Source organism: Kitasatospora sp. NPDC056731, from assembly GCF_040687675.1.
Taxonomy (GTDB): Bacteria; Actinomycetota; Actinomycetes; order Streptomycetales; family Streptomycetaceae; genus Kitasatospora.
The window spans coordinates 137,727-164,333 of the sequence record NZ_JBFBNR010000004.1; the positions used below are offsets into that span (position 1 = coordinate 137,727).

General features: G+C 71.3%; 29 protein-coding genes. 10 read left to right on the top strand and 19 right to left on the bottom strand.

Going from position 1 to position 26,607, the window contains the following annotated elements; translation table 11 throughout:
- Position 1 precedes the first annotated feature (1 nt).
- The 6 genes from AB0R04_RS06070 to AB0R04_RS06095 all read right to left on the bottom strand — a co-directional run bounded on the left by AB0R04_RS06070 (position 2) and on the right by AB0R04_RS06095 (position 6,891).
- Positions 2–718, bottom strand: coding sequence for an ABC transporter ATP-binding protein (locus tag AB0R04_RS06070; RefSeq protein ID WP_063347150.1), 717 nt, complete (start codon positions 716–718; stop codon positions 2–4).
- On the bottom strand, positions 715–1,536 hold the full coding sequence (locus AB0R04_RS06075) for an ABC transporter ATP-binding protein (protein ID WP_063351037.1): 822 nt from the start codon (positions 1,534–1,536) through the stop codon (positions 715–717). The genes AB0R04_RS06070 and AB0R04_RS06075 overlap by 4 nt, the downstream gene beginning before the upstream one ends.
- A gap of 8 nt (positions 1,537–1,544) precedes the next feature.
- On the bottom strand, positions 1,545–3,473 hold the full coding sequence (locus tag AB0R04_RS06080) for a branched-chain amino acid ABC transporter permease (RefSeq protein ID WP_363368769.1): 1,929 nt from the start codon (positions 3,471–3,473) through the stop codon (positions 1,545–1,547).
- Positions 3,474–3,478: 5 nt separating this feature from the next.
- Complete coding sequence (locus AB0R04_RS06085) at positions 3,479–4,408, bottom strand: branched-chain amino acid ABC transporter permease (protein ID WP_063347149.1); 930 nt, start codon at positions 4,406–4,408, stop codon at positions 3,479–3,481.
- A gap of 188 nt (positions 4,409–4,596) precedes the next feature.
- Positions 4,597–5,835, bottom strand: a complete 1,239-nt coding sequence (locus AB0R04_RS06090; protein ID WP_063347148.1) for a branched-chain amino acid ABC transporter substrate-binding protein — start codon at positions 5,833–5,835, stop codon at positions 4,597–4,599.
- Between the two features lie 591 nt (positions 5,836–6,426).
- Positions 6,427–6,891, bottom strand: a complete 465-nt coding sequence (locus AB0R04_RS06095) for a hotdog fold thioesterase (protein WP_363368771.1) — start codon at positions 6,889–6,891, stop codon at positions 6,427–6,429.
- 314 nt (positions 6,892–7,205) lie between these two features.
- Between AB0R04_RS06095 and polA the strand changes: the two genes are divergently transcribed.
- Together polA and AB0R04_RS06105 are read left to right on the top strand one after the other, a co-directional pair.
- On the top strand, positions 7,206–9,893 hold the full coding sequence (polA, locus tag AB0R04_RS06100) for a DNA polymerase I (protein ID WP_363368773.1): 2,688 nt from the start codon (positions 7,206–7,208) through the stop codon (positions 9,891–9,893).
- A 150-nt stretch (positions 9,894–10,043) separates the two neighbouring features.
- A complete protein-coding gene (locus tag AB0R04_RS06105; protein WP_363368775.1) occupies positions 10,044–10,589 on the top strand; it encodes a GNAT family N-acetyltransferase in 546 nt (181 codons plus the stop codon).
- Between the two features lie 86 nt (positions 10,590–10,675).
- On the opposite strand, the gene AB0R04_RS06110 is transcribed toward AB0R04_RS06105, so the two are convergent.
- Positions 10,676–11,320: a TetR/AcrR family transcriptional regulator gene (locus AB0R04_RS06110; RefSeq protein ID WP_363368572.1), complete on the bottom strand. Its 645-nt coding sequence runs from the start codon at positions 11,318–11,320 to the stop codon at positions 10,676–10,678.
- Between the two features lie 70 nt (positions 11,321–11,390).
- On the opposite strand from AB0R04_RS06110, the gene AB0R04_RS06115 reads away from it, so the two are divergent.
- Positions 11,391–12,053, top strand: a complete 663-nt coding sequence (locus tag AB0R04_RS06115) for a class I SAM-dependent methyltransferase (protein WP_363368574.1) — start codon at positions 11,391–11,393, stop codon at positions 12,051–12,053.
- 18 nt (positions 12,054–12,071) lie between these two features.
- Here the strand turns inward: AB0R04_RS06115 and AB0R04_RS06120 are convergent, their stop codons facing one another.
- Both AB0R04_RS06120 and AB0R04_RS06125 read right to left on the bottom strand, forming a co-directional pair.
- Positions 12,072–12,458 carry a hypothetical protein gene (locus tag AB0R04_RS06120; RefSeq protein WP_363368576.1) on the bottom strand — a complete coding sequence of 129 codons (387 nt, stop codon included), beginning with the start codon at positions 12,456–12,458 and terminating at the stop codon, positions 12,072–12,074.
- Positions 12,455–12,946: a DUF6228 family protein gene (locus AB0R04_RS06125; RefSeq protein ID WP_363368578.1), complete on the bottom strand. Its 492-nt coding sequence runs from the start codon at positions 12,944–12,946 to the stop codon at positions 12,455–12,457. Before AB0R04_RS06125 ends, AB0R04_RS06120 begins: the two co-directional genes overlap by 4 nt.
- A 175-nt stretch (positions 12,947–13,121) precedes the next feature.
- On the opposite strand from AB0R04_RS06125, the gene AB0R04_RS06130 reads away from it, so the two are divergent.
- A complete protein-coding gene (locus AB0R04_RS06130; protein ID WP_363368580.1) occupies positions 13,122–13,523 on the top strand; it encodes a hypothetical protein in 402 nt (133 codons plus the stop codon).
- A gap of 75 nt (positions 13,524–13,598) precedes the next feature.
- On the opposite strand, the gene AB0R04_RS06135 is transcribed toward AB0R04_RS06130, so the two are convergent.
- Positions 13,599–14,450, bottom strand: a complete 852-nt coding sequence (locus AB0R04_RS06135) for an alpha/beta hydrolase (RefSeq protein ID WP_363368582.1) — start codon at positions 14,448–14,450, stop codon at positions 13,599–13,601.
- Positions 14,451–14,738: 288 nt separating this feature from the next.
- On the opposite strand from AB0R04_RS06135, the gene AB0R04_RS06140 reads away from it, so the two are divergent.
- Positions 14,739–15,152: a GNAT family N-acetyltransferase gene (locus AB0R04_RS06140; protein ID WP_363368584.1), complete on the top strand. Its 414-nt coding sequence runs from the start codon at positions 14,739–14,741 to the stop codon at positions 15,150–15,152.
- 139 nt (positions 15,153–15,291) lie between these two features.
- On the opposite strand, the gene AB0R04_RS06145 is transcribed toward AB0R04_RS06140, so the two are convergent.
- From AB0R04_RS06145 to AB0R04_RS06165, 5 genes are all read right to left on the bottom strand, one after another.
- Complete coding sequence (locus tag AB0R04_RS06145; RefSeq protein WP_363368586.1) at positions 15,292–15,843, bottom strand: GNAT family protein; 552 nt, start codon at positions 15,841–15,843, stop codon at positions 15,292–15,294.
- The gene (locus AB0R04_RS06150; RefSeq protein ID WP_363368588.1) at positions 15,843–16,475 is read right to left on the bottom strand and encodes a lasso peptide biosynthesis B2 protein; all 633 of its coding nucleotides are present in this window, start codon (positions 16,473–16,475) and stop codon (positions 15,843–15,845) included. The genes AB0R04_RS06145 and AB0R04_RS06150 overlap by 1 nt, the downstream gene beginning before the upstream one ends.
- Positions 16,472–18,172, bottom strand: a complete 1,701-nt coding sequence (locus AB0R04_RS06155) for an albusnodin/ikarugamycin family macrolactam cyclase (protein WP_363368591.1) — start codon at positions 18,170–18,172, stop codon at positions 16,472–16,474. The genes AB0R04_RS06150 and AB0R04_RS06155 overlap by 4 nt, the downstream gene beginning before the upstream one ends.
- Positions 18,173–18,243: 71 nt before the next feature.
- On the bottom strand, positions 18,244–18,375 hold the full coding sequence (locus tag AB0R04_RS06160; RefSeq protein ID WP_363368594.1) for an albusnodin family lasso peptide: 132 nt from the start codon (positions 18,373–18,375) through the stop codon (positions 18,244–18,246).
- A 178-nt stretch (positions 18,376–18,553) separates the two neighbouring features.
- Positions 18,554–19,246: a haloacid dehalogenase-like hydrolase gene (locus AB0R04_RS06165; protein WP_363368596.1), complete on the bottom strand. Its 693-nt coding sequence runs from the start codon at positions 19,244–19,246 to the stop codon at positions 18,554–18,556.
- A gap of 96 nt (positions 19,247–19,342) precedes the next feature.
- On the opposite strand from AB0R04_RS06165, the gene AB0R04_RS06170 reads away from it, so the two are divergent.
- Positions 19,343–20,113 (top strand): XRE family transcriptional regulator, encoded by a 771-nt coding sequence (locus AB0R04_RS06170; protein WP_363368598.1) that lies wholly within the window; start codon positions 19,343–19,345, stop codon positions 20,111–20,113.
- Positions 20,100–20,567, top strand: a complete 468-nt coding sequence (locus AB0R04_RS06175; protein ID WP_363368600.1) for an NUDIX domain-containing protein — start codon at positions 20,100–20,102, stop codon at positions 20,565–20,567. The genes AB0R04_RS06170 and AB0R04_RS06175 overlap by 14 nt, the downstream gene beginning before the upstream one ends.
- Here the strand turns inward: AB0R04_RS06175 and AB0R04_RS06180 are convergent.
- From AB0R04_RS06180 to AB0R04_RS06190, 3 genes are all read right to left on the bottom strand, one after another.
- Complete coding sequence (locus AB0R04_RS06180; RefSeq protein WP_363368602.1) at positions 20,555–21,118, bottom strand: HD domain-containing protein; 564 nt, start codon at positions 21,116–21,118, stop codon at positions 20,555–20,557. The genes AB0R04_RS06175 and AB0R04_RS06180 overlap by 13 nt on opposite strands.
- A gap of 225 nt (positions 21,119–21,343) precedes the next feature.
- Entirely contained in the window at positions 21,344–21,898 is a 555-nt protein-coding gene (locus tag AB0R04_RS06185) for a hypothetical protein (protein ID WP_363368604.1), read from the bottom strand.
- A gap of 13 nt (positions 21,899–21,911) precedes the next feature.
- Positions 21,912–22,364, bottom strand: coding sequence for an ATP-binding protein (locus AB0R04_RS06190; RefSeq protein WP_363368606.1), 453 nt, complete (start codon positions 22,362–22,364; stop codon positions 21,912–21,914).
- A 111-nt stretch (positions 22,365–22,475) separates the two neighbouring features.
- On the opposite strand from AB0R04_RS06190, the gene AB0R04_RS06195 reads away from it, so the two are divergent.
- The 3 genes from AB0R04_RS06195 to AB0R04_RS06205 all read left to right on the top strand — a co-directional run bounded on the left by AB0R04_RS06195 (position 22,476) and on the right by AB0R04_RS06205 (position 23,936).
- A complete protein-coding gene (locus AB0R04_RS06195; RefSeq protein ID WP_363368608.1) occupies positions 22,476–23,480 on the top strand; it encodes a Scr1 family TA system antitoxin-like transcriptional regulator in 1,005 nt (334 codons plus the stop codon).
- Positions 23,440–23,577, top strand: coding sequence for a DUF397 domain-containing protein (locus AB0R04_RS06200; protein ID WP_363368609.1), 138 nt, complete (start codon positions 23,440–23,442; stop codon positions 23,575–23,577). Before AB0R04_RS06195 ends, AB0R04_RS06200 begins: the two co-directional genes overlap by 41 nt.
- A 131-nt stretch (positions 23,578–23,708) precedes the next feature.
- Positions 23,709–23,936 carry a hypothetical protein gene (locus AB0R04_RS06205; RefSeq protein WP_363368611.1) on the top strand — a complete coding sequence of 76 codons (228 nt, stop codon included), beginning with the start codon at positions 23,709–23,711 and terminating at the stop codon, positions 23,934–23,936.
- A 110-nt stretch (positions 23,937–24,046) separates the two neighbouring features.
- On the opposite strand, the gene hrpB is transcribed toward AB0R04_RS06205, so the two are convergent.
- Positions 24,047–26,578, bottom strand: a complete 2,532-nt coding sequence (hrpB, locus tag AB0R04_RS06210; RefSeq protein ID WP_363368613.1) for an ATP-dependent helicase HrpB — start codon at positions 26,576–26,578, stop codon at positions 24,047–24,049.
- Positions 26,579–26,607: the final 29 nt, after the last annotated feature.

Consider the following 26,607-nt stretch of genomic DNA (forward strand, 5'->3'; position numbering starts at 1 on the left):
GTCAGTCCTCGCCGAGGTAGGCCTTGCGGACGGATTCGTCGTGCAGGAGGTCGGCGCCCGTCCCGGAGAGGACGATGCGGCCGGTTTCCATGACGTAGCCGCGGTCGGAGAGGGAGAGGGCGGCCTGGGCGTTCTGTTCGACGAGCAGGATGGTCGTGCCGGAGGCCTTGAGTTCGATGATGGTCGCCATGATCTTCTGCATCATCAGCGGTGACAGGCCCATGGACGGCTCGTCGAGCATGAGCAGTTTGGGCTGGGACATCAGGGCCCGCCCCATGGCGAGCATCTGCTGTTCGCCGCCGGAGAGGGTGCCGGCGGCCTGGCGGCGGCGTTCGCCGAGGATGGGGAAGAGGTCGTAGGCGCGGTCGACGTCGGCGGTGATGCCGGCGGTGTCGGTGCGCAGGAAGGCGCCGAGGAGGAGGTTCTCCTCGATGGTCATGCGGGGGAAGATGTGCCGGCCTTCGGGGGAGTGGGCGAGGCCGAGGGCGACGATCTTGTGGGCGGGGACGGTGCTGAGGTCCTGGCCGTCGAAGGCGATGCGTCCGGCGGTGGGTTTGAGGAGCCCGGAGAGGGTGCGCAGGGTGGTGGTCTTGCCGGCGCCGTTGGTGCCGATGAGGGTGGTGACCTCGCCCTGGTTGACGGTGAAGCTGATGCCCTTGACGGCTTCGATCTTGCCGTAGGCGACGCGGAGGTCCTCGACCTCGAGGAGTGCGGTCACTGGTCGGTCTCCGTAACGGTCTCCGCGACTGCGGGGGTGGTGCCTTCGAGCGGGGCGCCGAGGTAGGCGGTGATGACGCGTTCGTCGTTCTGGACGGTTTCGCGGTCGCCTTCGACGATCTTCTGGCCCTGGACGAGGACGGCGGTGCGGTCGCAGAGGTTGAAGATGAAGCGCATGTCGTGCTCGATGACGAGGATCGAGACGCCCTGGTCGCGGATGGCGAAGACGAGTTCCTCGGCGGCGCGGGTCTCCTGGGGGTTCATGCCGGCGGTGGGTTCGTCGAGCAGCAGGAGGCCGGGGTCGGAGGCGAGGGCGCGGGCGATCTCCAGCTTGCGCTGTTCGCCGTAGGGGAGGTTGCGGGCGAGGTGGTCGGCCTTGTCGGCGAGGCCGGTGAAGGCGAGGAGTTCCATGGCCTTCTCGCGGCTCTCGGCTTCGGCGCGGTGGTAGCCGGGGCCGCGGAGGATGGCGGAGAAGATGCCTTCCTTGGTGCGGGTGTGGCGGCCGACGAGGACGTTCTCCAGGACGGTCATGTTGGCGAAGAGCCGGATGTTCTGGAAGGTGCGGGCGACGCCGGCCTGGGTGACGAGGTGGGGCTTGGGCGGCAGGAGGGTGCCGCGGTAGCGGACGGCGCCCTCGGTGGGGACGTAGAGGCCGGTGAGGCAGTTGAAGAAGGTGGTCTTGCCGGCGCCGTTGGGGCCGATGAGGCCGATGATCTCGCCTTCGCCGACGGTGAGGCTGACGTCGTTGACGGCGGTGAGGCCGCCGAAGCGCATGGTGACGCCGGTGACTTCGAGCAGGGGTGTGGCGGTGGTGGTCATCTGGGTGGTCACGCCCCTGCCTTGGTGAGTGCGGCGCCGTCGCCGGCGGGCTGGGCCGGGATGGCGGCCTCGTGGAACTCCAGTTGGCGGCGCCGGTTGGGGATGAGGCCTTCGGGGCGGACGCGCATCAGGATGATCAGGGCGGCGCCGAAGGCGAGCAGCTGGTAGTCGGAGAGGAATTCGAGCTTCTTGGGGATGAGGAAGAGGAGGGTGGCGCCGGCGAGGGGCCCGCTGATGGTGCCCATGCCGCCGAGGATGACGGCGGCGAGCAGGAACGCGGAGTTGGGCGGGAGGGCCTCGGCGAAGGTGTACTGGTCGGGGGTGACGGTGTAGCTGACGTGGGCCTGGACGGTGCCGGCGAGGCCGGCGAGGCAGGCGCCGAGGGCGAAGGCGAGGAGTTTGAGGCGGAAGCCGTTGATGCCCATGGCTTCGGCGGCGGTCTCGTCCTCGCGGATGGCGACCCAGGCGCGGCCGATGCGGGAGTTGCCGACCCGGGCGAAGACGAGCACGACCAGGGCGGTGACGAGGAGCATCAGCAGGTAGTAGTTGGAGAAGCGGCCGAGTTCGATGCCGGCGACGGTGTGCGGCTTGCCGAGGTCGAAGCCGAGGATCTCCAGGTCGGGGATCCGGGGGATGCCGTTGGAGCCGTTGGTGACCTTGGGGCCGGTGGTGCCGTTGAGGTTGAGCATGGTGATGCGGAAGATCTCGCCGAAGCCGAGGGTGACGATGGCGAGGTAGTCGCCGCGCAGGCGCAGCGTGGGGGCGCCGATGAGGACGCCGAAGACCATGGAGACGGCGGCGCCGGTGAGCATCGCGGCCCAGAACGGGAACTGGACGTGGATGGGGGAGGCGGGGGAGCCGGAGACCAGGGCGGCGGCGTAGGCGCCGACGCCGAGGAAGGCGACGTAGCCGAGGTCGAGCAGGCCGGCGAGGCCGACGACGATGTTGAGGCCGAGGGCGACGGTGGCGAAGATCAGGATGTTGGTGGCGACGGAGGTGTACTGGTCGCTGGTCTGGGTGAAGGGGAAGCTGGCGGCGGCGGCGAAGGCGGCGCCGGTGGTGACGGGGCGGTGCTTGACGGTCAGGGCGCGCAGCCGGGCGAGCAGGCCGGACCGGGTGAGGGCGGGGACGACGAGGGCGGCGAGCAGCAGGTAGCCGATGAAGAGTTCGCCGTACTCGGTGTCGATGCCGAAGGTGATCGTGAACAGTCCGAGGCCGAAGGCCAGGACGATGGTCAGGACTTCGGCCCAGGAGGGGAGTTGGCGCGGCGCGGGCAGCGGCCGGTCGACGGTGCCCAGGCGCAGCCAGGTGTGGGCGAGGTGGCCGAGCTGGAGGAGCAGGACGACGCCGGCGGCGATGGCGAGGGCGCCCGCGAGGGCGGTCATCACGGGGGCGACGGGCTGGTCGCCGGGGATGGCGTGGGCGGCGAACCAGCCGGCGGGGGCGACGGGGACGAGCAGGAAGAGGCGCCTGTCGAGGATGCGCAGCGGGACGCGGGTGCGGCGGTCGAGGGGCAGGCCGAGGGCGCCGATGACGGTGAGGAGGCCGCCGACGGCGAGGATCCAGCCGCCGGCTTCGAGGTTGGCGAGGCCGCCGAGTTCGGTGGCGATGGCGGCGACGGAGAAGACGCTGACGGCGAGGGCGCCGGTGGCGGCGTAGAGGACGGCGTTGTGGCTGCGGCTGGGGGCGGCCCAGCGCAGGCCGGGGGTGCCGTGGGTGGCGAGGAGCAGGAGGAGGGCGAGGAGTCCGGCGGCGAGGGCGAGCCATTGGAGGCCGGCGGGGGAGCCGGTGTAGGTGAGGTCGCCGGGGAAGTCGGAGGTCCAGGTCCAGGGGAGGGCGGCGGAGGCGGCGGTGGTGAGGGCGCCGAGGCCGGTGAGGGCGGTGGCGGCGCGGGCCGGCAGGGGGATGACCGGGGTGGTTTCGGTGGTGGTGGTCATGGTGGTCACGCCCTGTCCGCGACGCGCTCGCCGAGCAGGCCCTGGGGCCGGACGAGGAGCACGAGGATGAGGAGTACGAAGGCCCAGACGTCCTTCCAGGCGCCGCCTCCGAAGAGGTGCATGCCGGGCAGGTGCTGGATGTAGCCGGTGGCGAGGCTTTCGGCGAGGCCGAGGGCGATGCCGCCGAGCATGGCTCCGTAGATGTTGCCGATGCCGCCGAGGACGGCGGCGGTGAAGGCCTTGAGGCCGAGGATGAAGCCCATGCGGAAGTCGACCTGGCCGCTGCGCAGTCCGTAGGCGACGGCGGCGACGGCGGCGAACGCGGCGCCGATGGCGAAGGCCATGACGATGATGCGGTCGGTGTCGATGCCCATGAGCTTGGCGGTGTCGGGGTCCTGGCTGGTGGCCTGCATGGCGCGGCCGGAGCGGGTGCGGGTGACGAACCAGCCGAGGGCGAGCATGCACAGCGGGGCGGCGATGAGCAGGAAGAGGTCGCTGCGCTGGATGGTGACGGAGCCGAGGCTGAAGGGGTCGCCGGGGATCTTGGGGAAGACCCGGGCCTTCTTGGCGTCGGGGTAGAAGGAGAAGACGAGTTGCTGGAGGAAGATGGACAGCCCGATCGCGGTGATGAGGGGGGCGAGTCGGGGGGCGTTGCGCAGGGGCCGGTAGGCGAAGCGCTCGGCGGCGACGGCGGTGAGGGTGGAGACCAGGATGCCGGCGATCAGCATGAGCGGCAGGGCCAGCCACAGGGTGGTGCCGCCGGGGAGGGCGAGGTAGGCGGTCAGGGCGCCGAAGCCGCCGACCATGACGATCTCGCCGTGGGCGAAGTTGATGAGCTGGACGATGCCGTAGACCATCGTGTAGCCGATCGCGACGAGTCCGTAGAGGGCGCCGAGGATCAGGCCGTTGGCCAGCTGCTGCGGTAGGTCGTGCACCGCTGGGCCTCCGTAGTGCGTTCGGGGTGTCCGTGTGGGTGGTGGATGTGGGGGCGCGCGGGGGCACTCGTGGCGCCCCCGCGCGCTGTGCTGCTGGATGGTGGTGCGGGCCGGCTCAGTGGTTGAGGTTCAGACGCTGAAGGTTCAGTCGTCGAGGGCTCGGCCGCTGAGGTTCAGCCGTTGGAGGTTCAGCCGCTGAAGGTGCCGGTCTTCTCCACGGTCCACTTGCCGTCCTTGACGGTGTAGACGGTGAGTTGCTTGTTGGTGGTGTCGCCGAACTCGTCGAAGGAGACCTTGCCGGTGACGCCGTCGAAGGAGACCTTCTGGACGGCGTCGACGACGGCGGCGCGCGGGTTGGCGGGCAGCTTGCCGTTGTTGGCGGCGGCGACGGCCTTGACGGCCTGGATGATGGCCCAGCCGCTGTCGTAGGAGTAGCCGCCGTAGGTCTCGTAGGGGTCCTTGTAGCCGGCGGCCTTGTAGTCGGCGATGAACTTGGCGGCGGTGGGGAGTTGTTCGACGGCGCCGCCGACGGCGGTGGCGTAGTCGCCGGCGCTCTTGGGGTTGAGCTTGATGAAGTCGGCGCTCTGCATGCCGTCGCCGCCCATCAGCGGGATGTTGACGCCGGCGTCCTTGAGCTGGAGGGAGAGCGGGCCGGCGGCGGGGTACTCGCCGCCGTAGTAGACGGCTTCGGCGCCGGAGGTCTTGACCTTGGTGACGATGGCGGAGAAGTCGCGGTCGTCGGGGTTGACGTGCTCCTCGCCGACGATGTTGCCGCCCTGCTTGGTGAATTCGGCCTTGAAGGTGGCGGCGAGGCCGGCGCCGTAGGTCTTCTGGTCGTCGATGAGGAAGACCTTGGACTTCTTGGCGTCCTTGGCGAGGAACTGGGCGGCGAAGGGGCCCTGGACGGCGTCGGTGGTGGCGGTGCGGAAGTAGGTCTTGAAGGGGCGCTTCTTCTCGCCGGTGACCCACTTCTCGCCCTGGCTGAGGGCGACGCCGGTGTTGGCGGGGGAGATCTCGACGAGGTTGGCGTCGTTGAAGATCTGCTGCATCGACTGGGCGACGCTGGAGTTGAGCGGGCCGACGACGCCGAGGACGCTGTTGTCGGCGACGAGCTGGGTGGCGTTCTGCTGGCCGGGGCCGGGCTTGGCGGTGTCGTCCAGGGCCTTGACCTGGAACTTGACGCCGGGGACCTCGTTCTGTTCGTTGGCCTTCTTGACCGCGAGGTCGACGGAGTTGCGGATGCCGATGCCGATGGCGGAGAGGTCGCCGGTGAGCGGGGCGTCGATGCCGATGGTGACGGTGGTGGTGGAGCCGCTGTTGCCGCTGCCTCCGTCGGCGGACTTCTTGTCGTCGCGGGAGCCGCACGCGCTGAGGCTCAGGGCGCCGATCACGGCAATGCTCACGACAATTGCGGAACGGTGACGCACGAGGGTCCCCTTCGGTTCGGGAGGCGCCGCGCCTGAGTTGGCGGGAGCCGGGATGCGCGGAGGGCCGGGCCCAATCCGTTGGCGCGGTGACTGGCCGTGACTCTAGATGCCTCTGGGCGACTCGGGCAGTGGTGTGGCGAGGCTGTGATTCTCTTGTTATGAGCACACAGAGCAGTTGTCTCAGCATGTGGTCGTTTTGGCGCGACCGATCCGCCGATGTAGGGCGTTTAGGGGCTGTTGGGGCGATGTAAGGGCCAGAAATGGGGGTTGCAGCTGGCCTGGTCGATAGTCGGACACCTGTGTCCGATTCACTTGTTCCGGTCATGCTCATCCGGATTTCGGACAACGAGGGCATGGCGAAGGAGCCCCGGGCTGCCTGCGGGCCTCGGAGCGGGCCATTGCTCGGATTTTCTGCCTGTTACGCAGAGTCACCTGCGCGGATTCCGGGCATGCTGCCGCGTCGGCCGCGCCCGGACATGCCGCCGCCCCCTTGTCCAGACCAACGCCTGCCCAGGGTGGCGGAAGGTCAAACAAGGGGGCGGCCAAGGGATTTGATGATCCGTCGGCACCGGGAAGAGTCCCGGCGCGGGGTCAGAGGTCGCGCAGCATGCAGGTCAGCCGGCAGCTGGTGACCCGCTTGCCGGTGTCGTCGGTGATCGCGATCTCGTACGTGGCGGCGGTGCGGCCCTTGAACACCGCCGTCGCCACCCCGGTGACCAGCCCGGAGGTGGCCGAGCGGTGGTGGGTGGCGTTGAGGTCCACCCCGACCGCGTACCGGCCGGGGCCCGCGTGCAGCATCGCGCCGATCGAGCCCAGCGTCTCGGCCAGCGCCGCCGACGCGCCGCCGTGCAGCAGCCCGTACGGCTGCTGGTTGCCCTCCACCGGCATGGTGCCGACCACCCGGTCGCCGGAGGCCTCGACGATCCGGATGCCGAGCTTCTCGCCGAGGGCGCCGCCGGAGAAGGTCTGCGGGTCGACGCCGAGCTTGGCGAAGTGGTCCAGCACGTCCTGCGGGACCTTCAGGACGGGGGCCGCGTCGGGGGCCGCGTCGGTCATGGGGAACTCCTGCCGCTCGGGGATCGTCATCGTGCTGCCTGTGATCGTACGACCGTCCTACTCGGCGGTAGCGGCCGTGTCCGGGGTCGGGGTGCGTCAACGGGCGCCCCGGGCGCCCCGGGCGCCGCGGCCCCCGGCGCGCCCCCGTCGCCCGCGCCCCGCGTCCGACCGGCACGGCGCCCCTTTTGTCGGTGCCGGGCCATAGGATCGGTGGCCGGTAGTGGAATCGGCAGGAACGGGACGTTGACGTGGCTACGCAGAGTACGGACAAGGGCGCGACGGGTGGCGGCGGGGCCGGCCCGCGGCCCCGGCTGATGCTGCTCGACGGGCACTCGATGGCCTACCGGGCCTTCTACGCCCTGCCCGTGGAGAACTTCAACACCTCCACCGGCCAGCCCACCAACGCGGTCTACGGCTTCGCCTCGATGCTCGCCAACACCGTCCGGGACGAGCAGCCCACCCACCTCGCCGTCGCCTTCGACCTCTCCCGGCAGACCTTCCGCTCCGTCGAGTTCCCCGACTACAAGGCCAACCGCGCCAAGACGCCGGACGAGTTCCGCAGCCAGGTCCCCCTGATCGGCGAACTGCTCGACGCGATGAACGTCCCCCGGCTGACGGCCGAGGGCTTCGAGGCCGACGACATCATCGCCACCCTGGCCACCGCCGCCGAGGCGGCCGGCTACGACGTCGACATCGTCACCGGCGACCGCGACTCCCTCCAGCTGGTCACCGACCACATCACCGTCCTCTACCCGACCAAGGGCGTCTCCGAGCTCACCCGCTACACCCCGGAGAAGGTCGCCGAGAAGTACGGCGTCACCCCGCGCCAGTACCCGGACCTCGCCGCCCTGCGCGGCGACCCGTCCGACAACCTGCCCGGCATCCCCGGCGTCGGCGAGAAGACCGCCGCCAAGTGGGTCAACCAGTTCGGCTCCTTCGACGAACTCGTCTCCCGCGCCGACGAGGTGAAGGGCAAGATCGGCGAGAAGCTGCGCGAACACCTCGACTCGGTCAAGCGCAACCGCGTCCTCACCGAGCTCGTCCGCGACGTCGAACTCCCGCTCGGCGTCGGCGACCTGGCCCGCGCACCGTTCGACAAGGCCGCCGTCGACACGCTGATGGAGTCGCTGGAGTTCCGCAACGCCAACTTCCGCGACCGCGTCCACGGCATCGACCCGGCCGCCGGCGAGGAGGAGGCCGTGGCCGAACTCGCCCCCGGCATCGAGGTCGACGGCGAACTGCTCACCGACCCGGGCACGCTGGCCGGCTGGCTGCGCGAGCACGCCGCCGACACCAAGGCCCCCGTCGCCCTCGCCGCCGTCTACCAGTGGGCGCTCGGCACCGGCGAGGTCGCCGAAGTCGCCCTGGCCGCAGGAGAAGCCGCCGCCTGGTTCGACCCGGCGCAGCTCGCCGAGGAGGACGAGCGGGCCTTCGCCGCCTGGCTCGCCGACCCGGCCGCCCCCAAGGCCCTGCACATCGCCAAGCAGGTCATGCGGGCCTTCGCCGAGCGCGGCTGGGCCATCGAGGGCGTCGTCGCCGACACCGCCCTCGCCGCCTACCTGGAGAAGCCCGGCCGCCGCACCTTCACCCTGGAGGTGCTCGCCGAGGAGTACCTGGCCCGCTCGCTCACCCCCGCCCCCGCCACCGAGGACGGCCAACTCGCCTTCGACGCCCCGGAGGAGGACCCGGCGGCCGGCGCCCAGGCGCTCATGCTCCAGGCCCGCGCCGTCCTCGACCTCGCCGCGCTCTTCGACACCCGCCTCGCCGAGGTCGGCGCCACCGGGCTGCTGCGCGACATGGAGCTGCCGATCGCCGCCCTGCTGGCCCGGATGGAGCGCACCGGCATCGCCGCCGACCGCCCCTGGCTCACCAGCCTGGAGGCGCAGTTCGCCACCGAGATCCAGCGCGTGGTCGAGGAGGCGCACGCCGCCGCCGGGCGCGAGTTCAACCTCGGCTCGCCCAAGCAGCTCCAGGAGATCCTCTTCGGCGAGCTCGCCCTCCCCAAGACCAAGAAGATCAAGACCGGCTACACCACCGACGCCGACGCGCTCACCTGGCTCGCCACCCAGACCGACAACGAACTGCCGGTCATCCTGCTGCGCCACCGCGACCAGGCCAAGCTGCGCACCACCGTCGAGGGCCTGCTCAAGACGGTCTCGCCCAAGGGCCGCATCCACACCACCTTCAACCAGATGGTCGCCGCCACCGGCCGGCTCTCCTCGCAGGACCCGAACCTGCAGAACATCCCCGTCCGCACCGAGGAGGGCCGCGCCATCCGCCGCGCCTTCGTCGTCGGCGAGGACTACGAGTCGCTGCTCACCGCCGACTACTCGCAGATCGAACTGCGCATCATGGCCCACCTCTCCGAGGACGAGGCCCTGTTGGAGGCCTTCGCCACCGGCGAGGACCTGCACACCACCGTCGCCTCCCAGGTCTTCGAGGTCCCGGGCGCCGCGGTGGACGCCGAGATGCGCCGCAAGATCAAGGCGATGTCCTACGGCCTCGCCTACGGGCTGTCCGCGTACGGGCTCTCGCAGCAGCTCGGCATCAAGCCCGGCGAGGCCCAGGGCCTGATGGACACCTACTTCGAGCGCTTCGGCGGCGTCCGCGACTACCTGCGCCGGGTCGTCGACGAGGCCCGCGCCACCGGCTACACCGAGACGCTGCTCGGCCGCCGCCGCTACCTGCCGGACCTCAACAGCGACAACCGCCAGCGCCGCGAGATGGCGGAGCGGATGGCCCTCAACGCCCCGATCCAGGGCTCGGCCGCCGACATCGTCAAGATCGCCATGCTGCGGGTGGACGAGGCGCTGCGCGCCGCCGGCCTCACCTCCCGGATGCTGCTCCAGGTGCACGACGAAATCGTGCTGGAGCTGACCCCGGGCGAGCGCGAGCAGGTCGAGGCGATCGTCCGCGAGCAGATGGCCGGCGCCTACCCGCTGCGCGCCCCGCTGGACGTCTCGGTGGGCGTCGGCGCCAACTGGGAGGCCGCCGCGCACTGATACGGCGGCGCGGTACTCGGGGGTGCGGTTCTCGGCGGGCCCGGACACGGCTGGTGTCCGGGCCCGCCGCTACGATCTGCCGGTCCGTTGCGCAGTGGGCACGACGATCGGCGGATGGCGGAGAGCCCCTTGGTGATCCAGAATGGTTCGATGGTCACGCTTGAGACTCCGCGTCTGATCCTGCGTCGCTGGCGCGAGGAGGACGTTGCGCCCATGGCCGCCGTCAATGCCGACCCCGAGGTCATGCGGTGGATCCGTGACGGCAGCGTCCGTGACGAACAGCAGACCCGCGGCGGGATCCAGGCCTGGGAGAGCGAGTGGGAGTCGCGGGGCTTCGGCCTGTTCGCCGTGGAGATCCGGTCCACTGGCGAGCTGGCCGGGTTCACCGGCCTTTCCGTCCCCGGCTTCCTGCCGGAGGTGCTGCCGGCGGTCGAGGTCGGCTGGCGGCTGGGACGTTCCCACTGGGGGCGGGGCTTGGCCACCGAGGCCGCTGCGGCCGCCGTGCGGTTCGGGTTCGAGGAGCGAGGGCTGGAGCGGATCGTCAGCATCACCCAGGTGGGCAACGACGCCTCCGAACGGATCATGACCAAACTGGGGATGCGGCTGGCCCGTGAGACCGTCAGTCCAGCCGGCGGTCGGCGAGTGCGGGTGTTCGCGTTGTCGTCGGACCAGTACGCCGCAACCACTCGGCACTGAGCGGGGCCACCTGCTCGGCGGTCCCGCCGGTGCCCGGGAGTCGGCTGCTCACCGTCTCCCCTGCGTCGGCTACTCCGCTGTGTCCGCTACTCACCTGCGTCCGCTACGCCCGCGCGGTGCAGGAACGCCTCGACGAGGCGGTCGGTGAAAGCCTCGTCCACGGGTTCCGCCGTCACCAGGACGCGGTGGTAGAGCGGTCCCACGAGTTGGTCGATCTCCGCCGCCATGTCGAGTCCGGCGGCGAGCTGGCCGCGTTCCACCGCGCGTTCCAGCGGGAGCCGGTCGCGTCGGCGCTGTTCGTCGAGGTACCCGGACCGCAGGGCGGCGGCGAACGCGGGATCGTGCTGGGCGTGCCCGATGAGGGCCTTGAAGACGGCGCCCGCGTCGGACCGGGTGAGGAACAGGGCCAGTTGGCGCAGGTGGGCGCGTAGGCCCGGGGCCAGGTCGCCGTGGTCCGGCGGGGTCAGGGCTTCGGCCGCGTCCTGGAGGAAGGCGTCCAGGAGGATGTCGGTCTTGGTCTTCCACCAGCGGTAGACGGTCTGCTTGGCGACGCCCGCCCGGGCGGCGATGCCCTCGATGGTGACGCCGGTGAAGCCCTTCTCGACCAGAAGGTCGTCGGCCGCCTCCAGTACTGCCTGCCGGGCCTGTTCGCTGCGGCCGTGCCGGTTGCCGTGATGGCGTGCCGCCGGTTGCGGCCCGGCCGCCGCGGCGGCCGTACTTCCTCGTTCCATGTCTGCCTCCTGGGGCCAGGGTAGGCCAGAATCGCTAGACGCAACGCAACGGTGCGTCTAGTCTGGGCCCATGACACCCACCAACACCCTCGAAGACCCCCGCGTCGCCACCGCCCTCGACCGGATGTTCCGGCATGCCGAACAGGACGAGGAGACCAGCAAGCGGATCCGGGCGGCGTGGCCCCAGGGCTCCGCGCCCCTCGGCCCGCAGGAGCAGGCCGATGCCAACGCCGAGGTGTACATGCCGATCTCGGCCCAGGGCGGCCGCCTCCTCTACAACCTGATCCGGGCCACCCGCCCCGCCACCGTCGTCGAGTTCGGCACGTCCTTCGGCATCTCCACGCTCCATCTCGCCGCCGCGGTGCGCGACAACGGGACGGGCCGGGTGATCAGTACGGAACTGAGCGCCGCCAAGGCCGCGGCCGCCCGCCGGACGTTCGCCGAGACGGGACTGGACGACCTGATCACCGTCCTCGAAGGAGACGCCCGCGACACTCTCGCCGCAGTCGACGGCTCCGCGGACTTCGTCCTCCTCGACGGCTGGAAGGACCTGTGCCTGCCCGTCCTGCGACTCCTCGAACCCCGCCTCGCGCCCGGCACCCTCGTCGTCGCCGACGACGTCGACCTGGAGGCCCTCGCGCCCTACCTCGACTACGTCCGCGACCCCCGCAACGGCTACCAGAGCGTCACGTTCCCCGTGGAGGACGGAATGGAGATCAGCTGCCGCCTCTAGACCCGTGTGGCGTCGTGATCAGGCGTGGGTATCGCCTTCTTCGTGGGGGTGGAACCCGGCAGGACACTGGTCGTGACGCGTGGGCAACTCACGAATGCCCAGGGGAAGTTCATCGGGCTGCCCCTGCCGATCGGCAGGCACGGCCCGCACCCCGAACGGTTGCGGGAGCAGAGCGGCTCCGGCCGGGCCGGTGGCGGGGGGAGCGCAGGAAGTCGGCGGGGCCGACTTCTGGTGCAGGAGGCTGGGCGGCGGCGCGGTGATGCGGCCGGTGGCGGCCCAGGACCGGACGGCCGGTCGGGCGGAGGAGCCGAAGGCTTCGGCGAGCAGGACGTGGAGCAGCAGTCCGGCGGCCGTGGCGAACAGGAGGGGGGAGGAGTCCCGGTCGTAGCCGGCCCGGTCGATCAAGCGGTGCCTCCGGACGGACGGGACTCCGTCAGGTCGCCGGGGGCGAGGAACCGGCGGACGTCCGAGGCGAGACCGGCCAGCTGTTCCCCGGCCTCCAGCCACGTGGTGACCGAGGCCTCCCAGGAGGCGTCCCGACCGATCCGCGGGCGGACGGCCCAGGTGAGGCCGACGTGGCCCCCCGGGCGGAAGACGGCCCGGAGGGCGAGGCGGTGGGTGTGCCAGGTGCGCTCCGCCTCCCAGCCCCGGTAGTCGGCGGCCAACTCGTCGAGGAAGTCGGCCGGATGGTCCGGGCCCCAGGCCCAGGCGATGACCGAGTCGAGCCGGGCCCGGAGGCCTTCGGCGTGCAGTTCCACGGCGAAGCCGGTGCCGTGCTCGTCGGGGAAGTGGCGGTCGGTGAGCCTGACCCGCGTGGCCGGGTCGTTCCGGCAGCGGACGTCGACGGCCGGCGCGTCGGTGGGGTCGGTGGGGTCGGCGCCCTGGTCGTTCATCCGCCGGACGATAGGCGGCGCGGTGCCGGAAGTCATCGTGATTTCGGCCTGGCCTGGCCCGGTGCGATCGTGCGGGCGGAGCCGGTCGCCGTCGGCCGACGGCGCGGAGGGCCGGAGGGGCGACCCCGGGAAAAGGGCGCGCGCCGCTGCGCCCGGCCAGGCGATCATGGCTGCCATGACGGATGCAACCGGAGCGGAGCCGCTGGGCGTGTGCCTCGTGGCCAATGTCGCTCAGGAGACCGGTCACGGCGAAGGTGGGTCGGAGGTCCGCGAGGGGCTGCGGCACTTCGCGCCGGGGGCGAAGGTGTGGATCGCGCCGCCGGCCTGGGGCGACGGCGGTGACTGCGTCATCGTGGCCGGACGTCATCGGGGCAACAGCCGTCGCTACGTGCGGATCGTGATCAAGAGTCGGTTCCTGGTGAACTTCCGGGTCCATGCCGTCTACAGTCCGGCGCTGGTGCGTGCGTTGACGGAGGCGGGACCCGGCGAGGAGAAGGATTTCGGAGCCCGCTTCCTGTGGGACCCGGAGCAGGCGGAGAGCTGGGCGCGATCCCGGAACACACCGAGGACGGGCTGAGACCGGGCTGAGGGCGGCCTGAGGGCGGCGAAGCCGGCGCGCCGGTGGCGCGGCGCGCCGGGGAACACCTCCGGGTCAGCCCGCGAGGTGCTCCAGGAGCAGCGGCACGATCCGTTCGGCGTCGGCCTCCGGCAGCCAGTGGGTGGCGCCCTCCAGCGCAACGAACCGGTACGGGGCGCGGACGTGCTTGGCCGTCAGGTCGGCGGCGTCGCGGCCCAGGGCGCGGTCCTCGGTGCCCCAGACGAAGAGCGTGCGGACGGTGATCTCACCGGCCGGCACCCGGAGTTCCTCGTTGATCGCCCGGTACCAGTTGAGCCCGGCCGTCAGCACGCCCGGCTCGGTCAGCCGTCGGACGTTGGACTCGGCCTGGTCCGTCGGCAGCGTGCCCTGGTAGATCGCGCGCAGCCTGGCCGCGTCGTCGGCCAGCATGGCCTGCTCGGCCACGTGCTCCGGCAGGCGGAACTCCCTGATGTACTGGGAGCGTTCGCGCTGGTCGCTGTCGTTGTTGAGGGCCTCGTAGAGCGCCTCGGGGTGCGGGGTGGAGAGCACGGTCAGGCTGTGCAGCCGCTCCGGGTGGGTGGAGGCCAGCGCCCAGGCGACGAGGCCGCCCCAGTCGTGGGCGACCAGGTGGAAGCGGGGCGCGTCCAGGGCGTCGGCGAAGCCCAGCGCGTCCGCGACCAGCAGCTCGACGGAGTAGTCCGCGATGTCCGCGGGGCGGGCGTCGGGGGAGTAGCCGCGCTGGTCCACCGCCACCGCGCGGTAGCCGGCCGCGGCCAGCGCGGTCAGCTCGGCGCCCCAGCAGTCGGCGAACTCGGGGAACCCGTGCAGCAGCAGGACGAGCTCCCCGTCGGCGGGCCCGGCGGCCAGCCCGTCGAAGGTGTGCCGGCCGACGGTCAGACGGACGGGGCTGGGCAGGGGTGAGGACATGGTCAGCTCCTGTTGGTAGTGCGTCAACAGAACGATCACATCACAGGGTTGGGCGGCCGGCCGCGGCGGGCCGAAGCGGCGGGCGGTGCAGCAGGCGGTGCGGTGGCCGACGCCGGTGCTCGCCCTTGGCGCGAGGGCCCAGGCGCAGGAAGTCGGCGGGGCCGACTTCCTGCGTCCAGCTCGGCCCGTCGCTGCCGACGACCACGCGCGCTGGGTCACCGCCTTCGAGGTCCCGGGCGAGGAGTGGAGCGGCGATCACGGCCGTGGAGGCATGGCAGGCTGCCCTGCATGGTGACCAGTGATGCGTCGTGGGCCGATGACGGGATGTTGGCAGTGTGTCCCGAGCTGACGGATGCCGAACTCAACGAGCTGTTCAGCGCGTCGTGGCCGGATCACAAGCCGACCTCCTTCGCGCCGATACTGGCCCGCAGTCTCGCTTGGATCGCGGCGCGCCGGGGGAACCGGCTGGTCGGATTCGTCAACGTCGTCGGCGACGGCGGTGTGCACGCCTTCGTCCTGGACACCATCGTGCACCCGGATGAGCGCGGGCAGGGGCTCGGGACCCGGCTGGTGAGGGCGGTTGCCGATGAGGCGAGGGCGCGCGGCGCCGAGTGGCTGCACGTCGACTACAAACCGCACCTGGAGTCCTTCTACGGTCAGTGCGGATTCCGGCCGACCACAGCCGGGCTCATGCGGCTCTGAGCGGGCCGCCTCTGTAGGTCCAACAGGTGCCGTCGTCCGTGGCTGCTGGTGTGGGCAGGGGCCGCCACGGGCGGACTCGGCGGTCCCGGATACGCCCCGGTGCGGTACGGCAAGGTCCGTAAGCACGGCTCAGTCCCGGTCAGGCAGGTTCCCCGGCGAACAGGAAGTCGTCGGCGGTGGCATCCATCAGAAGTTCGTCGCAGGGACGGCCGAGCCAGTAGCCGGACTGCCGTAGGCGTCCGGCGGGCTGGAAGCCTGCCTTCTGGTAGGCCGCGACGCCCGCCGCGTTCGGCTCCAGTACCTTCAGCCAGACCATCCTCAGTGCGGAGTACTGGAAGGCCCAGCGAAGGGTCAGGGCGGTGGCCTCGGTGGCGAGGCCCTTGCCGCGGGCCTCGGGCGCGATGAGGATGACGAACTCGGCGGTGCGCACGGCGGGGTCGATGGAGAGCGTCGTGAGGCCGACCGGGGTGTGGTCGTCGGCCGTGATCACCTCGAACTGCGGGTAGTCGCGGTTGCGGCCCTGGCCCTCCCAGCCGCCGGCACGGACCTCCCAGGACTGGGCGACCTGGGTGCCGTAGCCGAGGATCGTGCCGGGGTCGTTCTCCCAGCGGTGGTAGTCGGGCAGGTGGTCGCGGTCGGTCATGGCCAGGCTGACGCGCTCGCCGGTCAGCAGGATGTGGGGTGTGCTCATCAGGTCCTCGTTCCAGTGGGGTTGGGCACGTTGATCGGGGTGTAGCGCTTGGTGCGCTCAGGCTCTTCGACGGGCTGCTCCTGAGCGTCGCAGATCCAGGCATGCAGGCGGATGGGATCGGCGGCGATGCCGTGCCGCCAGGCTCCGCCGCGTCGGCCGACGGCGAGCAGGAGGGACGCTGCGGTGGACTCCTCGAGACAAGCGACCCGGGCGGGGATCGCGCGTGCGGCCCACCGTATGGAGAGCACCGCCGCGCGAGCGTGCGCCGTACGAGCCCTGGGTAGTCGATGGCCTGTCTCGGCCAGCCGGGCCATCCGTCCGAACTTCGACGCGGGAGAGCCGGCGTGGCGGACGGCGAGGGTGATCAGCAGGCAGGCTGTTGCCGAGATCCGCCAGGCCCAGGGCGGGGTAGGCAGGTGGTCGAGCCGGGCAGTGTTTTCGTCGGTGCCCCAGGACGGGGCCGACTCGGCGATGGTGACCGGGGGCGGCGCGGGGCTGTTCTGGACGGCGGTGAGCCATCTCGACAGGGCGTCGCCCGTCAGGAGGACGGTGGCACCGGTCCGGTAGTTGACGATGATCCCGGCCCTGCTGGTCAGGGCGGTGCGGGTGTCCCCACTGGGTGTCGGTGTCACGCGGCGTGCACCTCCCACCGGACCTGTGACGTGGCCGTGTCGGCGGCCCGCAGCCAGAGCTCGGTTCCCAGCAACGGCTCGATCCTTCCCCAGGGGATGTCCACGCCGAGGAGAGCCTGCCGCAGCAGGGATCGGACCGTGCCGGGGCGGATCAGGCCGAGGCTGGCGAGGTGGCCGTCCACGAGGTCCAGGACGCGCGCCTCGTTGGCCCGCAGACCGTGATGGTGGTCGACGGCGAAGGTTCCCTTGGCGCCCCGATCCACGACCTGCGGGGGAAGGAGCCCGGTGACCGCGTCGGACAGCAGCGGCTTGTACCGGCGGGCGGACCAGCGTCTGGCAGAGTCGGCGGCCAGCACGGTCTCCACCACACGGGGGTCGGTGAACGGGCTGTGCATGGCGATGCCGTGCTCGGCGGCGACCTGGTTCTCGGTTGCCGCCGTCCGGGCGACGTAGCGGGCCTCGGTCAGGAGGCGGGTGTCGGCGTGGCCCAAGGTGAGGACATCGCGGTAGGGCTGCGTGGCTTCGGCTGTGAGAGCCGCGGCGCGATCGGTCAGCCACGGAGGGCGGCTGGCGCAGCCGGCCAGGGTCTGGGGGCTGGTCCATGCGGCTTCGAGCGCAGGCCAGGGACTGGTGCGGTAGAGGCGGGCCCATGTCTGGGCATCGCGGGCCATTCGCAGGAGGTGGCCGGATCGGGCGAGGTCGGCCAGGTGTACCGGTGGCTGCATGAACAGGGTGTCCCCGCCGTCTCCCGTCAGGTGGACTCTGGCCCGGTGGCCTGCCAACATGCGCATCTGGTAGGTGAGTTGGGCGATGGTGATGGCCGAGGGCGCGGGCTCGTCGGTCAGCGGCAGCGTGTCCAGGGCGCTGAACGGAAGGTGCTCGGTGCCAAGCGCCATGAACTCGTGCCGGATGGAGGGGAAGGCCCTGGCGACGGTGCGAGCGTGGTCGATGTCTCCGCCTGCGGCGGTCCCCTTCGGGTGGTAGGTGACCGCGATGACCGGGCCGTGGCCGGCGGCGAGCGCCGCGAACGTGCTGGAGTCCAGACCGCCGGACAGGTCGGAGGAGACCGCCTGGCCATTGATCCGCGAGCTCACGGCCCCGGCCAGATCCTCGCGCAGACGGTGGACAGCCTCGTGCCAGGCCAGTACGGGCCTACGCCAGTACGGGGTGGCATCGGAAGCGACGCCCGGCCGCGCGAGCAGCCGATGCCCCGGTGGGATCTGCTCGACATCCGTCCAGGCCGAGTGGCCCGGCGTCCACCCGGCCGGGTCCACGAGGTGCGCGGCCAGCCAGGTCGTGTCGGGTCGTGCTCCTCGTAGGCGGGCGAGGGCCAGAGAGCTGGAAGCCCAGACTGCCGCGCCGCTGATACGGGTGGAGTACAGGGGGCATGCGCCGATCGGGTCGGACCAGATCAGCTGGGCACCGTGCCCGTCGTCGAGAACCAGGGTGTAGGCCCCGGGCCACGCCGTTGCTGCTGTGTCCAGCGTTGAGAGATCGGTCGTGTCCACCAGCCGGGCCAGTTCGGCGTCGGCCGCCCCGCAGGGACCGAACACGGCGAGTCGTCGCCCGCCGCGGCCCTTGACCAGCCTCACCGGGGTGCCGATGGACCAGAGGAGCGGCTTCCGCCACAGCAGACGTGCACCGAGGGGGACGTGCGCTGTGCTGGGGCGTGTGAGATGGCCGCCGAACCAGCCCATGTGATCGCCTCCGAGGTGTCGAGCCTGTGAGTGATGCGGCGGCACCCCGACGTGGTGCCGCCGCCGTGCTGTCAGGCCGCGTCGTAGGGCGAACGCTTGCCCTCGATGCTGTTGCTGTTGCTGCCGTTCGTCAGAGCGGCCGCGTCGCCCAGGATCACGACCTCGTCGTCCTGCGCCGGGTCGAAGGTGCCGGTGTTCTCCATGCTGGCTCTCCTCGTGCTGGTTGCGGATCGCAGCGGGGCCCGCTGCGGGGCTCGCTGCGGGGGTTGTGCAGCCTTCCGCGCGGCGACGTCTTGCGTGGCTGGTGACCTGATGGTGGCGGAGACTGTCGGGACTGCGGCACCGCGTACCGGGACGTTTTTTGGACGTCCTGGGACGTCCTCAGTGCGACGCGAACGACCGCAGGAGTCCCAGAAGACCTGAGGTGTCCGACAGGTCCGGCAGCACGGTGCTCGCGCCGGCGGCAACGAGGTCGGCCTGGCTGTCGACTCCCGTGGCCACCGCGATGATCTCGGCGTTCGAGGCGAGCGCCGCCTCCACATCGCGAGGGGTGTCCCCCACCAGGACGACCGGCACATCGACGGGCAGGCCACGGTGTCGATGAACGCGTTCACGGGCGACGGCAACCAGCTCCGGACGCCGGACCGCATCGGCCCCATAGGCCCCGACGGTCATATCCAGCAGCTCGTCGAGATCGAAGGCCGTGAGCTTCACTCGCGCGTTGGCCGCGACGTTGCCGGTCAGCACCGAGGAGACCCAGCCGGGCTGGTCTGCTGCCGCTGCGAGGGCTGCCCGGACGCCCGGCAGAGTCCTGCCGCGTCGGCGCAGTTCGCCCAGCCGCTCAGCTCCCGCAGCCTCAAGGGCTGCCTGGACGGTCGTCCAGTTGGGCTCCGGCCGGTGGTTGCGGAGGAACATCTCGCGCATGATCAGACGGTCGGTGCGGCCTCCGGTCCGAGCCGCCTGCATCGGAGGATGTCCCGCCAGGGAGGTGAAGGCGGCGGCGTAGATCTCCTTGCTCACCCCCGCGTTCTCGATGAGCGTGTGGTCGATGTCCCAGAGGATGATCAGCGGCATGTCGCCAGCGTAGGGACCCTGTCGACCAGTCAGCTCGTTGAAAACGTCCCGCAACGTCCTTGCGAGCCCACGCCCGCCTCAGCTTGTATGGGCTCCGTGAACGAGCGACTTCGCTCCGTACTCGCCCGGCGCGGTGTCTCCCCCGAGTCGCTCGCCGCCGCGTGCGAGGTGGACCCCAAGACCGTGGGCCGTTGGCTGAGCGGGCGCGTGCCGCACCCGCGACACCGCTTCGCGGCCGCCCAGCACTTGAGAGTCGAGGAGGCCTTGCTCTGGCCCGTGCCTCGGCCCAGGACAGGTCGACCGCCGACGGTCGGTATCGAGCTGGTCGGCACCTACGCCAACCGGGCGAGCGTACCCAGGGAGATGTGGCTGTCCCTGCTGCAGGAGGCCAAGACGCAGATCGACGTACTCGTGTTCTCCGGGACGTTCTTCGCCCAGACCAACCCTCACGTCGCTGGGATGCTCGCGGAGCGGGCCGCGGCCGGCGTTCGCGTGCGCCTCTGCTTCGGAGACCCGACGGGCAAGGCCGCCGCTGTCCGGGGCCGCGAGGAGGGTATCGGCGACACCCTCGCCGCGAAGATCCGCGCCTCGCTCACCTACTACCGGAGCCTGCCTGCCAAGGCCGGCTGCGAAGTGCGCCTCCACGACACCACGCTCTACAACTCGCTGTTCCGCTACGACGGCGACCTCCTGCTCAACCCGCACGTGTGGGGCCAGCCCGCGAGCGCCAACCCCCTGCTCCACCTCAGGAGAGTCGACTCCACGGGCTGGTTCGACAACTACGCTCAGAGCTTCGAAGCCGTCTGGGGCAGCGCAAAGCCCTGGACACCCGAACCGGAGGGGAACACCCCGCATGGGCAGGACTGAGTACCTCAACGACCCCGACGCCCCCAAGGCCAACACCCTCATCCCCGCCAGCAACCTGCTCGTGGTCGACGACAGCGGTGCCATCCTGTTGCAGCGCCGCCGCGACACCGGCCAGTGGGCACTGCCCGGCGGAGCGCAGGACATCGGGGAGACCGCCGCCCAGTGCGCGGTTCGCGAATGCCTGGAGGAGACCGGCGTCATCGCCGAGGTGACCGGCTTCCTGGGCGTCTACACCAACCCCCACCACATCGTCGCCTACACCGACGGCGAGATCCGCCAGCAGTACGAGAACGCCTACATCGGCCGCCCCGTCGGCGGCGAGCCCACGATCAACGACGAGGCCGACGGCGTCCGCTGGATCCAGCCCGCCGACCTCGACCAGTACGACATCCACCCCAGCATGCGCCAGCAGATCGGCGACTACCTCGCGGGCACCTACCCCTACCTCGGCTGAGCAGCCGGCGCGGCCTCCACTCGCGCCACCGCCGCGAAGACCTCCGGCGCCGCCCGACGGATGAACCGCCCCACCACGCTGTCCGCCCCGTAGCGGCTGACGATCTCCGCCACCCGCTCCTCGGCGGTCGTCCGCACCCCGTCGGGCGTCGTCGTCATGTCGCAGCACACCAGTGCGTCCACCAGGCGTCGGTCCTCCAGCAGTGGGAACTCCGCCTCCAACACGTCACGAAGCCCGCGCTCCTCCGCCTCCAGCAACGCGAACGAGTGGTTCGCCACCAACCGCGTCAGCCGGTCGTCCGCGCCATGAACGTCACGAAGGAACCTGGCACCGTCCAACGGGTGAAACCCGGTGGCTGCGAGCCGCGGCGCGTACCCAACGTCATGCAAGATCGCCGCCGAGACCAGAAGCTCGGCATCGCCTCCGAGTACGTGTGCGAGGCCGGCAGCACGCTGAGCAACACCGAGCGAGTGCTGCCATCGGCGCCGGAGCGGCTCGGCGAGCTCCTTCTCGGCCAATGACTGTGCCCACGCAAGGAGTTCGTGCTTCATGGATGGATCATGCCCAGTGGTGAGAGCCCAAGACCCACCACCAGCGGGGACCTTTTCCTTCAGGGGCAATGTCAGTGACTTGACGGTGATTGCGAGCTGCCGACCTGCGGCCAGAGGACCGTGGAAGGCCGCAAAGCCAGTGGCATTGCGTCTAACGCGCCGCTTGCGGGCGGGGGTTCGTGTTTTTGGTGTGCGCAGGAAGTCGGGTGGGTCGACTTCCTGCGCTCAGGGGCGGGTGGCTTGGGCTTGGGTGCGGCAGTGGGTGAGGGCGGGTTTGATGCGGGGGTCGGGGGTGGTGGTGGTGAGGAGTTCGCCGGCGGTGGTGAGGGTGGTCCAGTAGTGGGTGGGGTTGCCGGTGGTGGGGTGGGGTTGGGTGGTGGTGAGGGAGAGGTAGGCGGTGGTGAGGTTGCCGGTGGTGAACCAGCGGGTGAGGCCGTGTTGGTGGCCGGCGCGGATGTTGCCGTGGGCGTCGATGGCGGTGGTGAGGAGGTTGATGATGGCGAGGTCGCGGTTGTCGGGGGTTTTGGGGATGTCGAAGACGCCGAGGGCTTCGAGGAGTTCGCCGGTGTCGTTCTCGGTGCCGGGGCGGGGGGTGGCGAGGAGGGCGTCGTAGCAGTCGTTGAGGCGGCGTTGGGTTTCGGCGGCGGGGATGCCGAGGGCGGTGCAGACGGCGCGGGCGGATCGGAGGGGTTCGCGGGTGTGGCGGGCGAGGGTGGCGTAGGTGTCGGCGGGGGTGGAGCCGGTGTCGAACAGGTGGCGGGCGGTCAAGGGGAGTCGCATGGTGGGCACCTGTTCAGACGGTGAGGAGGGTGGCGGGCGTGGGTGCGGGGGCGATGAGGGCCCAGACGAATTTGCCGACGCCTCCGGCGCGGGGGCAGCAGCCCCATTTCTCGGCCAGCTCGTTGACGAGGAGGACGCCGCGTCCGTGTTCGTCGTCGGGTGTGGGGGTGTGGAGGGAGGGGCGGCCGGTGCCGGCGTCGTGGACTTCGAGGCGGAGCCGGTGGTCGCCGGTGAGGGCGAAGCGGACTTCGATGAGGCGGTCGGTGGGGGCGTCGGCGGTGTGTTGGACGGCGTTGGCGAAGAGTTCGCCGAGGAGGAGTTCGGCGGTGTCGGAGTAGCGGTCGCCGGTGGGGAGCGCGGCGAGGTAGGCGCGCAGCAACTGCCGTGCGATGGGGGTGGATTCGGTGCGGGAGTCCAGGCGGGCCGCGAACGGGCGGGGGCGGGGAGCGGTACGGATTTTGAGCATGGCGGGGCACCTCAAGGGGGCGGATGGGGGGCGTGCGAAGGGAGCGCGATGTGACGCTGTGCACGCGAAAGATCGCTCTCAGGTGTCAATCATCGGGGTGCTGGAGTTACGGTGGCGACCAAATCGGCGTGTGGGGAACTGCGGCACCTGAGGGGGATTGCGATGGCACATCGGCGACTGGAGAGCGGGCTCACGTCGAGCCCGGCGGTGATGTTCGGCGAAGCGCTCCGTTTCGCACGGGAGCAGGCCGGCTACACGCAGGAAGACTTGGGTAGGCTCTTGCACTGCCACCGGACGGTGATCACTCGGTGGGAGGGCGGCAAGAGGCCGATGGATCGGGATACGGTGCAGAGAGCTGACGCCGCACTTGCCATGGGGGGCCTGCTGGTTCGACTGTGGGAGCGGGTGGACTGGCACGCGGACATCGAGCACCCGGACTGGTTCCAGAAGTATGTGGAGCTGGAAGAGGAGGCTGTGGCGATTCGCGTGTTTCAGTACTACCGAATCAACGGCCTGTTGCAGTGCGAGGAGTACGCGTATGCGGTCTTCTCGAGCGGAGGTGTCCGAGACAACCCGGAGCTGGTGGCTGAGCGAGTCGCGGCTCGGCTGAGCAGGCAGGACCGATTCCTGGCCTCTGATGGGCCGATGTTGCTCGTGGTTCTCCACGAGAGCGCCATCCGTAGTGTCTATGGCGGCCCCGGTGTGATGCGGAAGCAGATGGAGCATCTTCTCGCTCTGGGTGAGCGGCCGAACATCAGCATTCAGGTGGCGCCGTTCGATCTCCCGAGCACGCGGCTTCCTGCTACGTCTGTGTTTCTACTGCAGATGCCGGATGGGAAGGAGTGGGTCTACTCGGAGAGCCTGTATCGAGGACACTTCACTGATGCGCCGTCAATCGTCGTTGAGCATCGTGGTGATCTTGACTTTCTGCGTGGCGATGTACTCTCGGTGGGCGACTCTCGTGCACTGATCGCCGACGCGATGGAGAGGTATCGATATGACGAGCAGCGAGCCCAGCGTGACCGGGTGGCGGAAGAGCAGCTACAGCGCGGATCACGGGGGCGAGTGCGTCGAGGTGGCCCTCGGATCTCTTCCAGCCGGCATCCCGGTGCGTGACTCCAAGGACCCGGACGGGTCGGTCCTCGTTTTCCCCGCCTCGGCCTGGACGTCCTTCCTCTCCTCCGTTCAGGCCGGTGACTTCCCGGAGCGGTGATTCATTGACGGGGGCGCGTCGCCTGCCGCGTGCGCCTGCCGCCACCCGAAACGCGCCTTCTGACCAGGCGAGAGACGTGGATCGGTCCCTACGCTGGGTGTCGGCCCGCCAGCCCCGTCGAAGGACCGCGTATGCGCCGCTCCCGTCTTTTGCTGTCCCTGGCCCTGTCCGCCGTGACCGCCTCCGCCCTCGTCGCCGCCGATGCCGCGCCGGACGGGCAGGACGGGCCGGTCCCGTCGGTCAGCCTGCCAGTGCTCCGCGACCCGCAGGCCCAGCAGAAGCTCCATCGCATGACGGACCCGGTGCAGGACTGGGTGGAGTCCGGCGACCGGGTGGCGGACGGCTACGCCGGACCGTGATCGACGCGTCGAATCGGCACGCCGACATCTACTGGAAGGGCGGAGTCGAAGCGTGGTGACCGACGGGCGATCGGCGCGAAGGGTGACAGCGGCGGCCCCGATGAGGAGTGTCAATTCCGCGGGTTGAGGCGGCGGGTGGGCTCTGCCGTTGACGGGTCCTCGGGCCAGGGGTGGCGGGGGTAGCGGCCTCTCAGCTCTGCGCGGACGGCGCGGTAGCCGTTGTGCCAGAAGGACGCGAGGTCTCCGGTGACGGCGGCGGGGCGACCGGCGGGGGAGAGTAGGTGGATGGTGAGGGGGACGCGGCCGGCGGCCAGAGTGGGGGTCGCCGTCCAGCCGAAGAGTTCCTGCAACTTGACGGCCAGCACCGGGCGTTCGGTGCTGTAGTCGACTCGTATCTTCGAGCCGGACGGCACGGTGATGCGTTCGGGGGCCAGCTCGTCCAGGCGGCCCGCCTCGCCGGTGGCCCAGGGGAGCAGGCGCTGCAACGCCGTCGTGGTGTCGATGCGGGCGAGGTCGGCGCGGCGACGGGCGCGGGAGAGTTCGGGCTCCAGCCACTCCTCGGCGCGTTCCAGCAGCGCGGCGTCGGAGACGTCCGGCCAGGGGGCGCCGATGGCGGAGTAGAGGAAGGCGAGGCGTTCGCGCAGGCCGGGGGAGGGCCAGGTGAGGAGGGCGGAAACGCCCTCGCGGGCCAGGCCTTCGAGGATGGCCGTCCGGACGAGGGCCCGGTCGGGGCGGTTGAGCGGCTTCTCGGCGAGTTCGATCGCGCCCAGCGACTCGACCCGGCGGGAGACGACCTCGTCGCGGCGGGTGTCCCAGTGGACTTCCTCGCGGGATTCGAGCAGCGAGGCACCGGCGAGCCGGGCGGTGTCCTCGTCCAGTGCCGCAGCGTGCAGGATGCGGGCGGAGTGCGAGCCGGCCGGGCGGTCGGCGGCTGCGATGGCGAGCCACGGCAGTGCGCCGAGGGCGGTACCGGGCGCGAGTTCGGCGGCCGTCCCGGAGGCCATCAGGTACGGGCTGCGCTCGCCGGGGGCGGGGCGTTCGACTCGGGCGCGGGCGATGCGTTCGGGGAAGGCGAGGGCGACGACGAGGCCGGCGGCGGTGGTGTCGGGTAGTTGAGTGGCGGGTTCGGAGCCGGCGGCGCGCAGGAGGCGGCGGACTTCCTCGCGCCAGCGTCCGGCGTAGGGGTCGCTGGCGGAGCGGACCGTCCGCCAGACCGCGCCGAGGTCGTCGCCGAGGGCGCGCGGCGGTTCCTCGGAGAGCAGCGCGACCACCTCGGCCGCTCGACGGGCGCCGACGGCAGGGGCCCCGTCGACGAGCGCGCGGCCCAGCCGGGGGTGCAGCCCGGTGCGGGCCAGGCGGACGCCGCGCGGGGTGGCCCGGCCGTCGGTGTCGACGGCGCCGAGGGCCTGGAGGGTCTGCCGGGCGGCGGCCATCGCCCCGGCGGGCGGGGCGTCGGGCAGGGCGAGGCCGGTGGCGTCCGGGTCGCCCCAGCAGGCGGCCTGGAGAGCGAACGTGGTGAGATCGGCGAGGGCGATCTCGGGGGTGGGGAAGCGGGCGGCGAGGGCGTCCTCGGCCTCGTTCCAGCAGCGGTAGACGGTGCCGGGGGCTTCGCGCCCGGCCCGGCCGGCGCGCTGGCGGGCGGCGGCGAGGGAGGCGCGGACGGTGACCAGGCCGGCGAGGCCCCGGGCGTGGTCGGTGCGCGGTTCGCGGGCGAGCCCGGCGTCGACGACGATCCGCACGCCGGGCACGGTGAGCGAGGATTCGGCGACGGCGGTGGCGAGCACGACGCGGCGGCCGTCCGAGGGGGTGAGGGCGGCGTCCTGGACGGCCTGCGGGGCGCGGCCGTGGAGTTGCAGGACGTCCGCCGCCACGGTGGACAGCTGTCCGGCGACGCGGGCGATCTCGCCGACGCCGGGCAGGAAGCAGAGCACGTCGCCCTCCTGTTCGGCGAGGGCCCGCCGGACGGTGGCGGCGACGTGGTCGAGCAGCGCCGCGTCGACCCGGGTGCCGTGGGCGGGCCGGACGGCGCGCGGCGGCGGCGCCCACACCGTCTCGACCGGGTGGGAGATTCCGTGCGCCTCCACCACCGGCGCGCCGCCGAGGAGTTCGGCCCAGGCCTCGGTGTCGGAGGTGGCCGAGGCGCAGACCAGCCGCAGTTCGGGCCGCAGTGCCGCCCGGACGTCGAGGAGGAAGGCGAGCGCGGTGTCGGCGTCCAGGTGCCGTTCGTGGCACTCGTCGAGGACGACCACGTCGACGCCGGGCAACTCCTGGTCGCGCTGGAGCCGTTGCAGCAGCACGCCGGTGGTGACCACCTCGACCACCGTCTCCGGGCCGACGCGACGGTCCCCGCGCACGGTGTAGCCGACCCGCCCGCCGACCGCCTCGCCGAGCAGCCAGGCCATCCGCCGGGCGGCGGCCCGGACGGCGAGCCGGCGCGGTTCGGCGACCAGCACGCGGAGCGTCGGACGCCCGGGATCGAGCAGCCCGGCGAGCGCGAGCGGCACCAGGGTCGTCTTGCCGGTGCCGGGCGGGGCGGCGAGGACGGCGGTGCCGGGCCCGTCCAGCGCGTCGTGCAGGGCGGGCAGGGCGCTGCGGACGGGCAGTTCGCGCCAGGCGGGGTTCAGCGAGCCGGGGTTCGGCAAGGCGTCAGCCCCATTCGGCAAGGCGGGGT

What these genes read in the sequence shown, in the direction of transcription:
- AB0R04_RS06095 (WP_363368771.1), bottom strand. Translation starts at nt 6,891, where the DNA reads ATGACCGACGCGGCCCCCGACGCGGCCCCCGTCCTGAAGGTCCCGCAG.
- AB0R04_RS06115 (WP_363368574.1), top strand. Translation starts at nt 11,391, where the DNA reads ATGACACCCACCAACACCCTCGAAGACCCCCGCGTCGCCACCGCCCTC.
- AB0R04_RS06155 (WP_363368591.1), bottom strand. Translation starts at nt 18,172, where the DNA reads ATGGGCTGGTTCGGCGGCCATCTCACACGCCCCAGCACAGCGCACGTC.
- AB0R04_RS06205 (WP_363368611.1), top strand. Translation starts at nt 23,709, where the DNA reads ATGCGCCGCTCCCGTCTTTTGCTGTCCCTGGCCCTGTCCGCCGTGACC.
- AB0R04_RS06145 (WP_363368586.1), bottom strand. Translation starts at nt 15,843, where the DNA reads ATGAGCACACCCCACATCCTGCTGACCGGCGAGCGCGTCAGCCTGGCC.
- AB0R04_RS06190 (WP_363368606.1), bottom strand. Translation starts at nt 22,364, where the DNA reads ATGCTCAAAATCCGTACCGCTCCCCGCCCCCGCCCGTTCGCGGCCCGC.
- AB0R04_RS06165 (WP_363368596.1), bottom strand. Translation starts at nt 19,246, where the DNA reads ATGCCGCTGATCATCCTCTGGGACATCGACCACACGCTCATCGAGAAC.
- AB0R04_RS06110 (WP_363368572.1), bottom strand. Translation starts at nt 11,320, where the DNA reads ATGGAACGAGGAAGTACGGCCGCCGCGGCGGCCGGGCCGCAACCGGCG.
- AB0R04_RS06180 (WP_363368602.1), bottom strand. Translation starts at nt 21,118, where the DNA reads ATGAAGCACGAACTCCTTGCGTGGGCACAGTCATTGGCCGAGAAGGAG.
- AB0R04_RS06125 (WP_363368578.1), bottom strand. Translation starts at nt 12,946, where the DNA reads ATGAACGACCAGGGCGCCGACCCCACCGACCCCACCGACGCGCCGGCC.
- AB0R04_RS06140 (WP_363368584.1), top strand. Translation starts at nt 14,739, where the DNA reads ATGGTGACCAGTGATGCGTCGTGGGCCGATGACGGGATGTTGGCAGTG.
- AB0R04_RS06160 (WP_363368594.1), bottom strand. Translation starts at nt 18,375, where the DNA reads ATGGAGAACACCGGCACCTTCGACCCGGCGCAGGACGACGAGGTCGTG.
- AB0R04_RS06105 (WP_363368775.1), top strand. Translation starts at nt 10,044, where the DNA reads ATGGTCACGCTTGAGACTCCGCGTCTGATCCTGCGTCGCTGGCGCGAG.
- AB0R04_RS06135 (WP_363368582.1), bottom strand. Translation starts at nt 14,450, where the DNA reads ATGTCCTCACCCCTGCCCAGCCCCGTCCGTCTGACCGTCGGCCGGCAC.
- AB0R04_RS06175 (WP_363368600.1), top strand. Translation starts at nt 20,100, where the DNA reads ATGGGCAGGACTGAGTACCTCAACGACCCCGACGCCCCCAAGGCCAAC.
- AB0R04_RS06185 (WP_363368604.1), bottom strand. Translation starts at nt 21,898, where the DNA reads ATGCGACTCCCCTTGACCGCCCGCCACCTGTTCGACACCGGCTCCACC.
- polA (WP_363368773.1), top strand. Translation starts at nt 7,206, where the DNA reads ATGCTGCTCGACGGGCACTCGATGGCCTACCGGGCCTTCTACGCCCTG.
- AB0R04_RS06130 (WP_363368580.1), top strand. Translation starts at nt 13,122, where the DNA reads ATGACGGATGCAACCGGAGCGGAGCCGCTGGGCGTGTGCCTCGTGGCC.
- AB0R04_RS06075 (WP_063351037.1), bottom strand. Translation starts at nt 1,536, where the DNA reads ATGACCACCACCGCCACACCCCTGCTCGAAGTCACCGGCGTCACCATG.
- AB0R04_RS06080 (WP_363368769.1), bottom strand. Translation starts at nt 3,473, where the DNA reads ATGACCACCACCACCGAAACCACCCCGGTCATCCCCCTGCCGGCCCGC.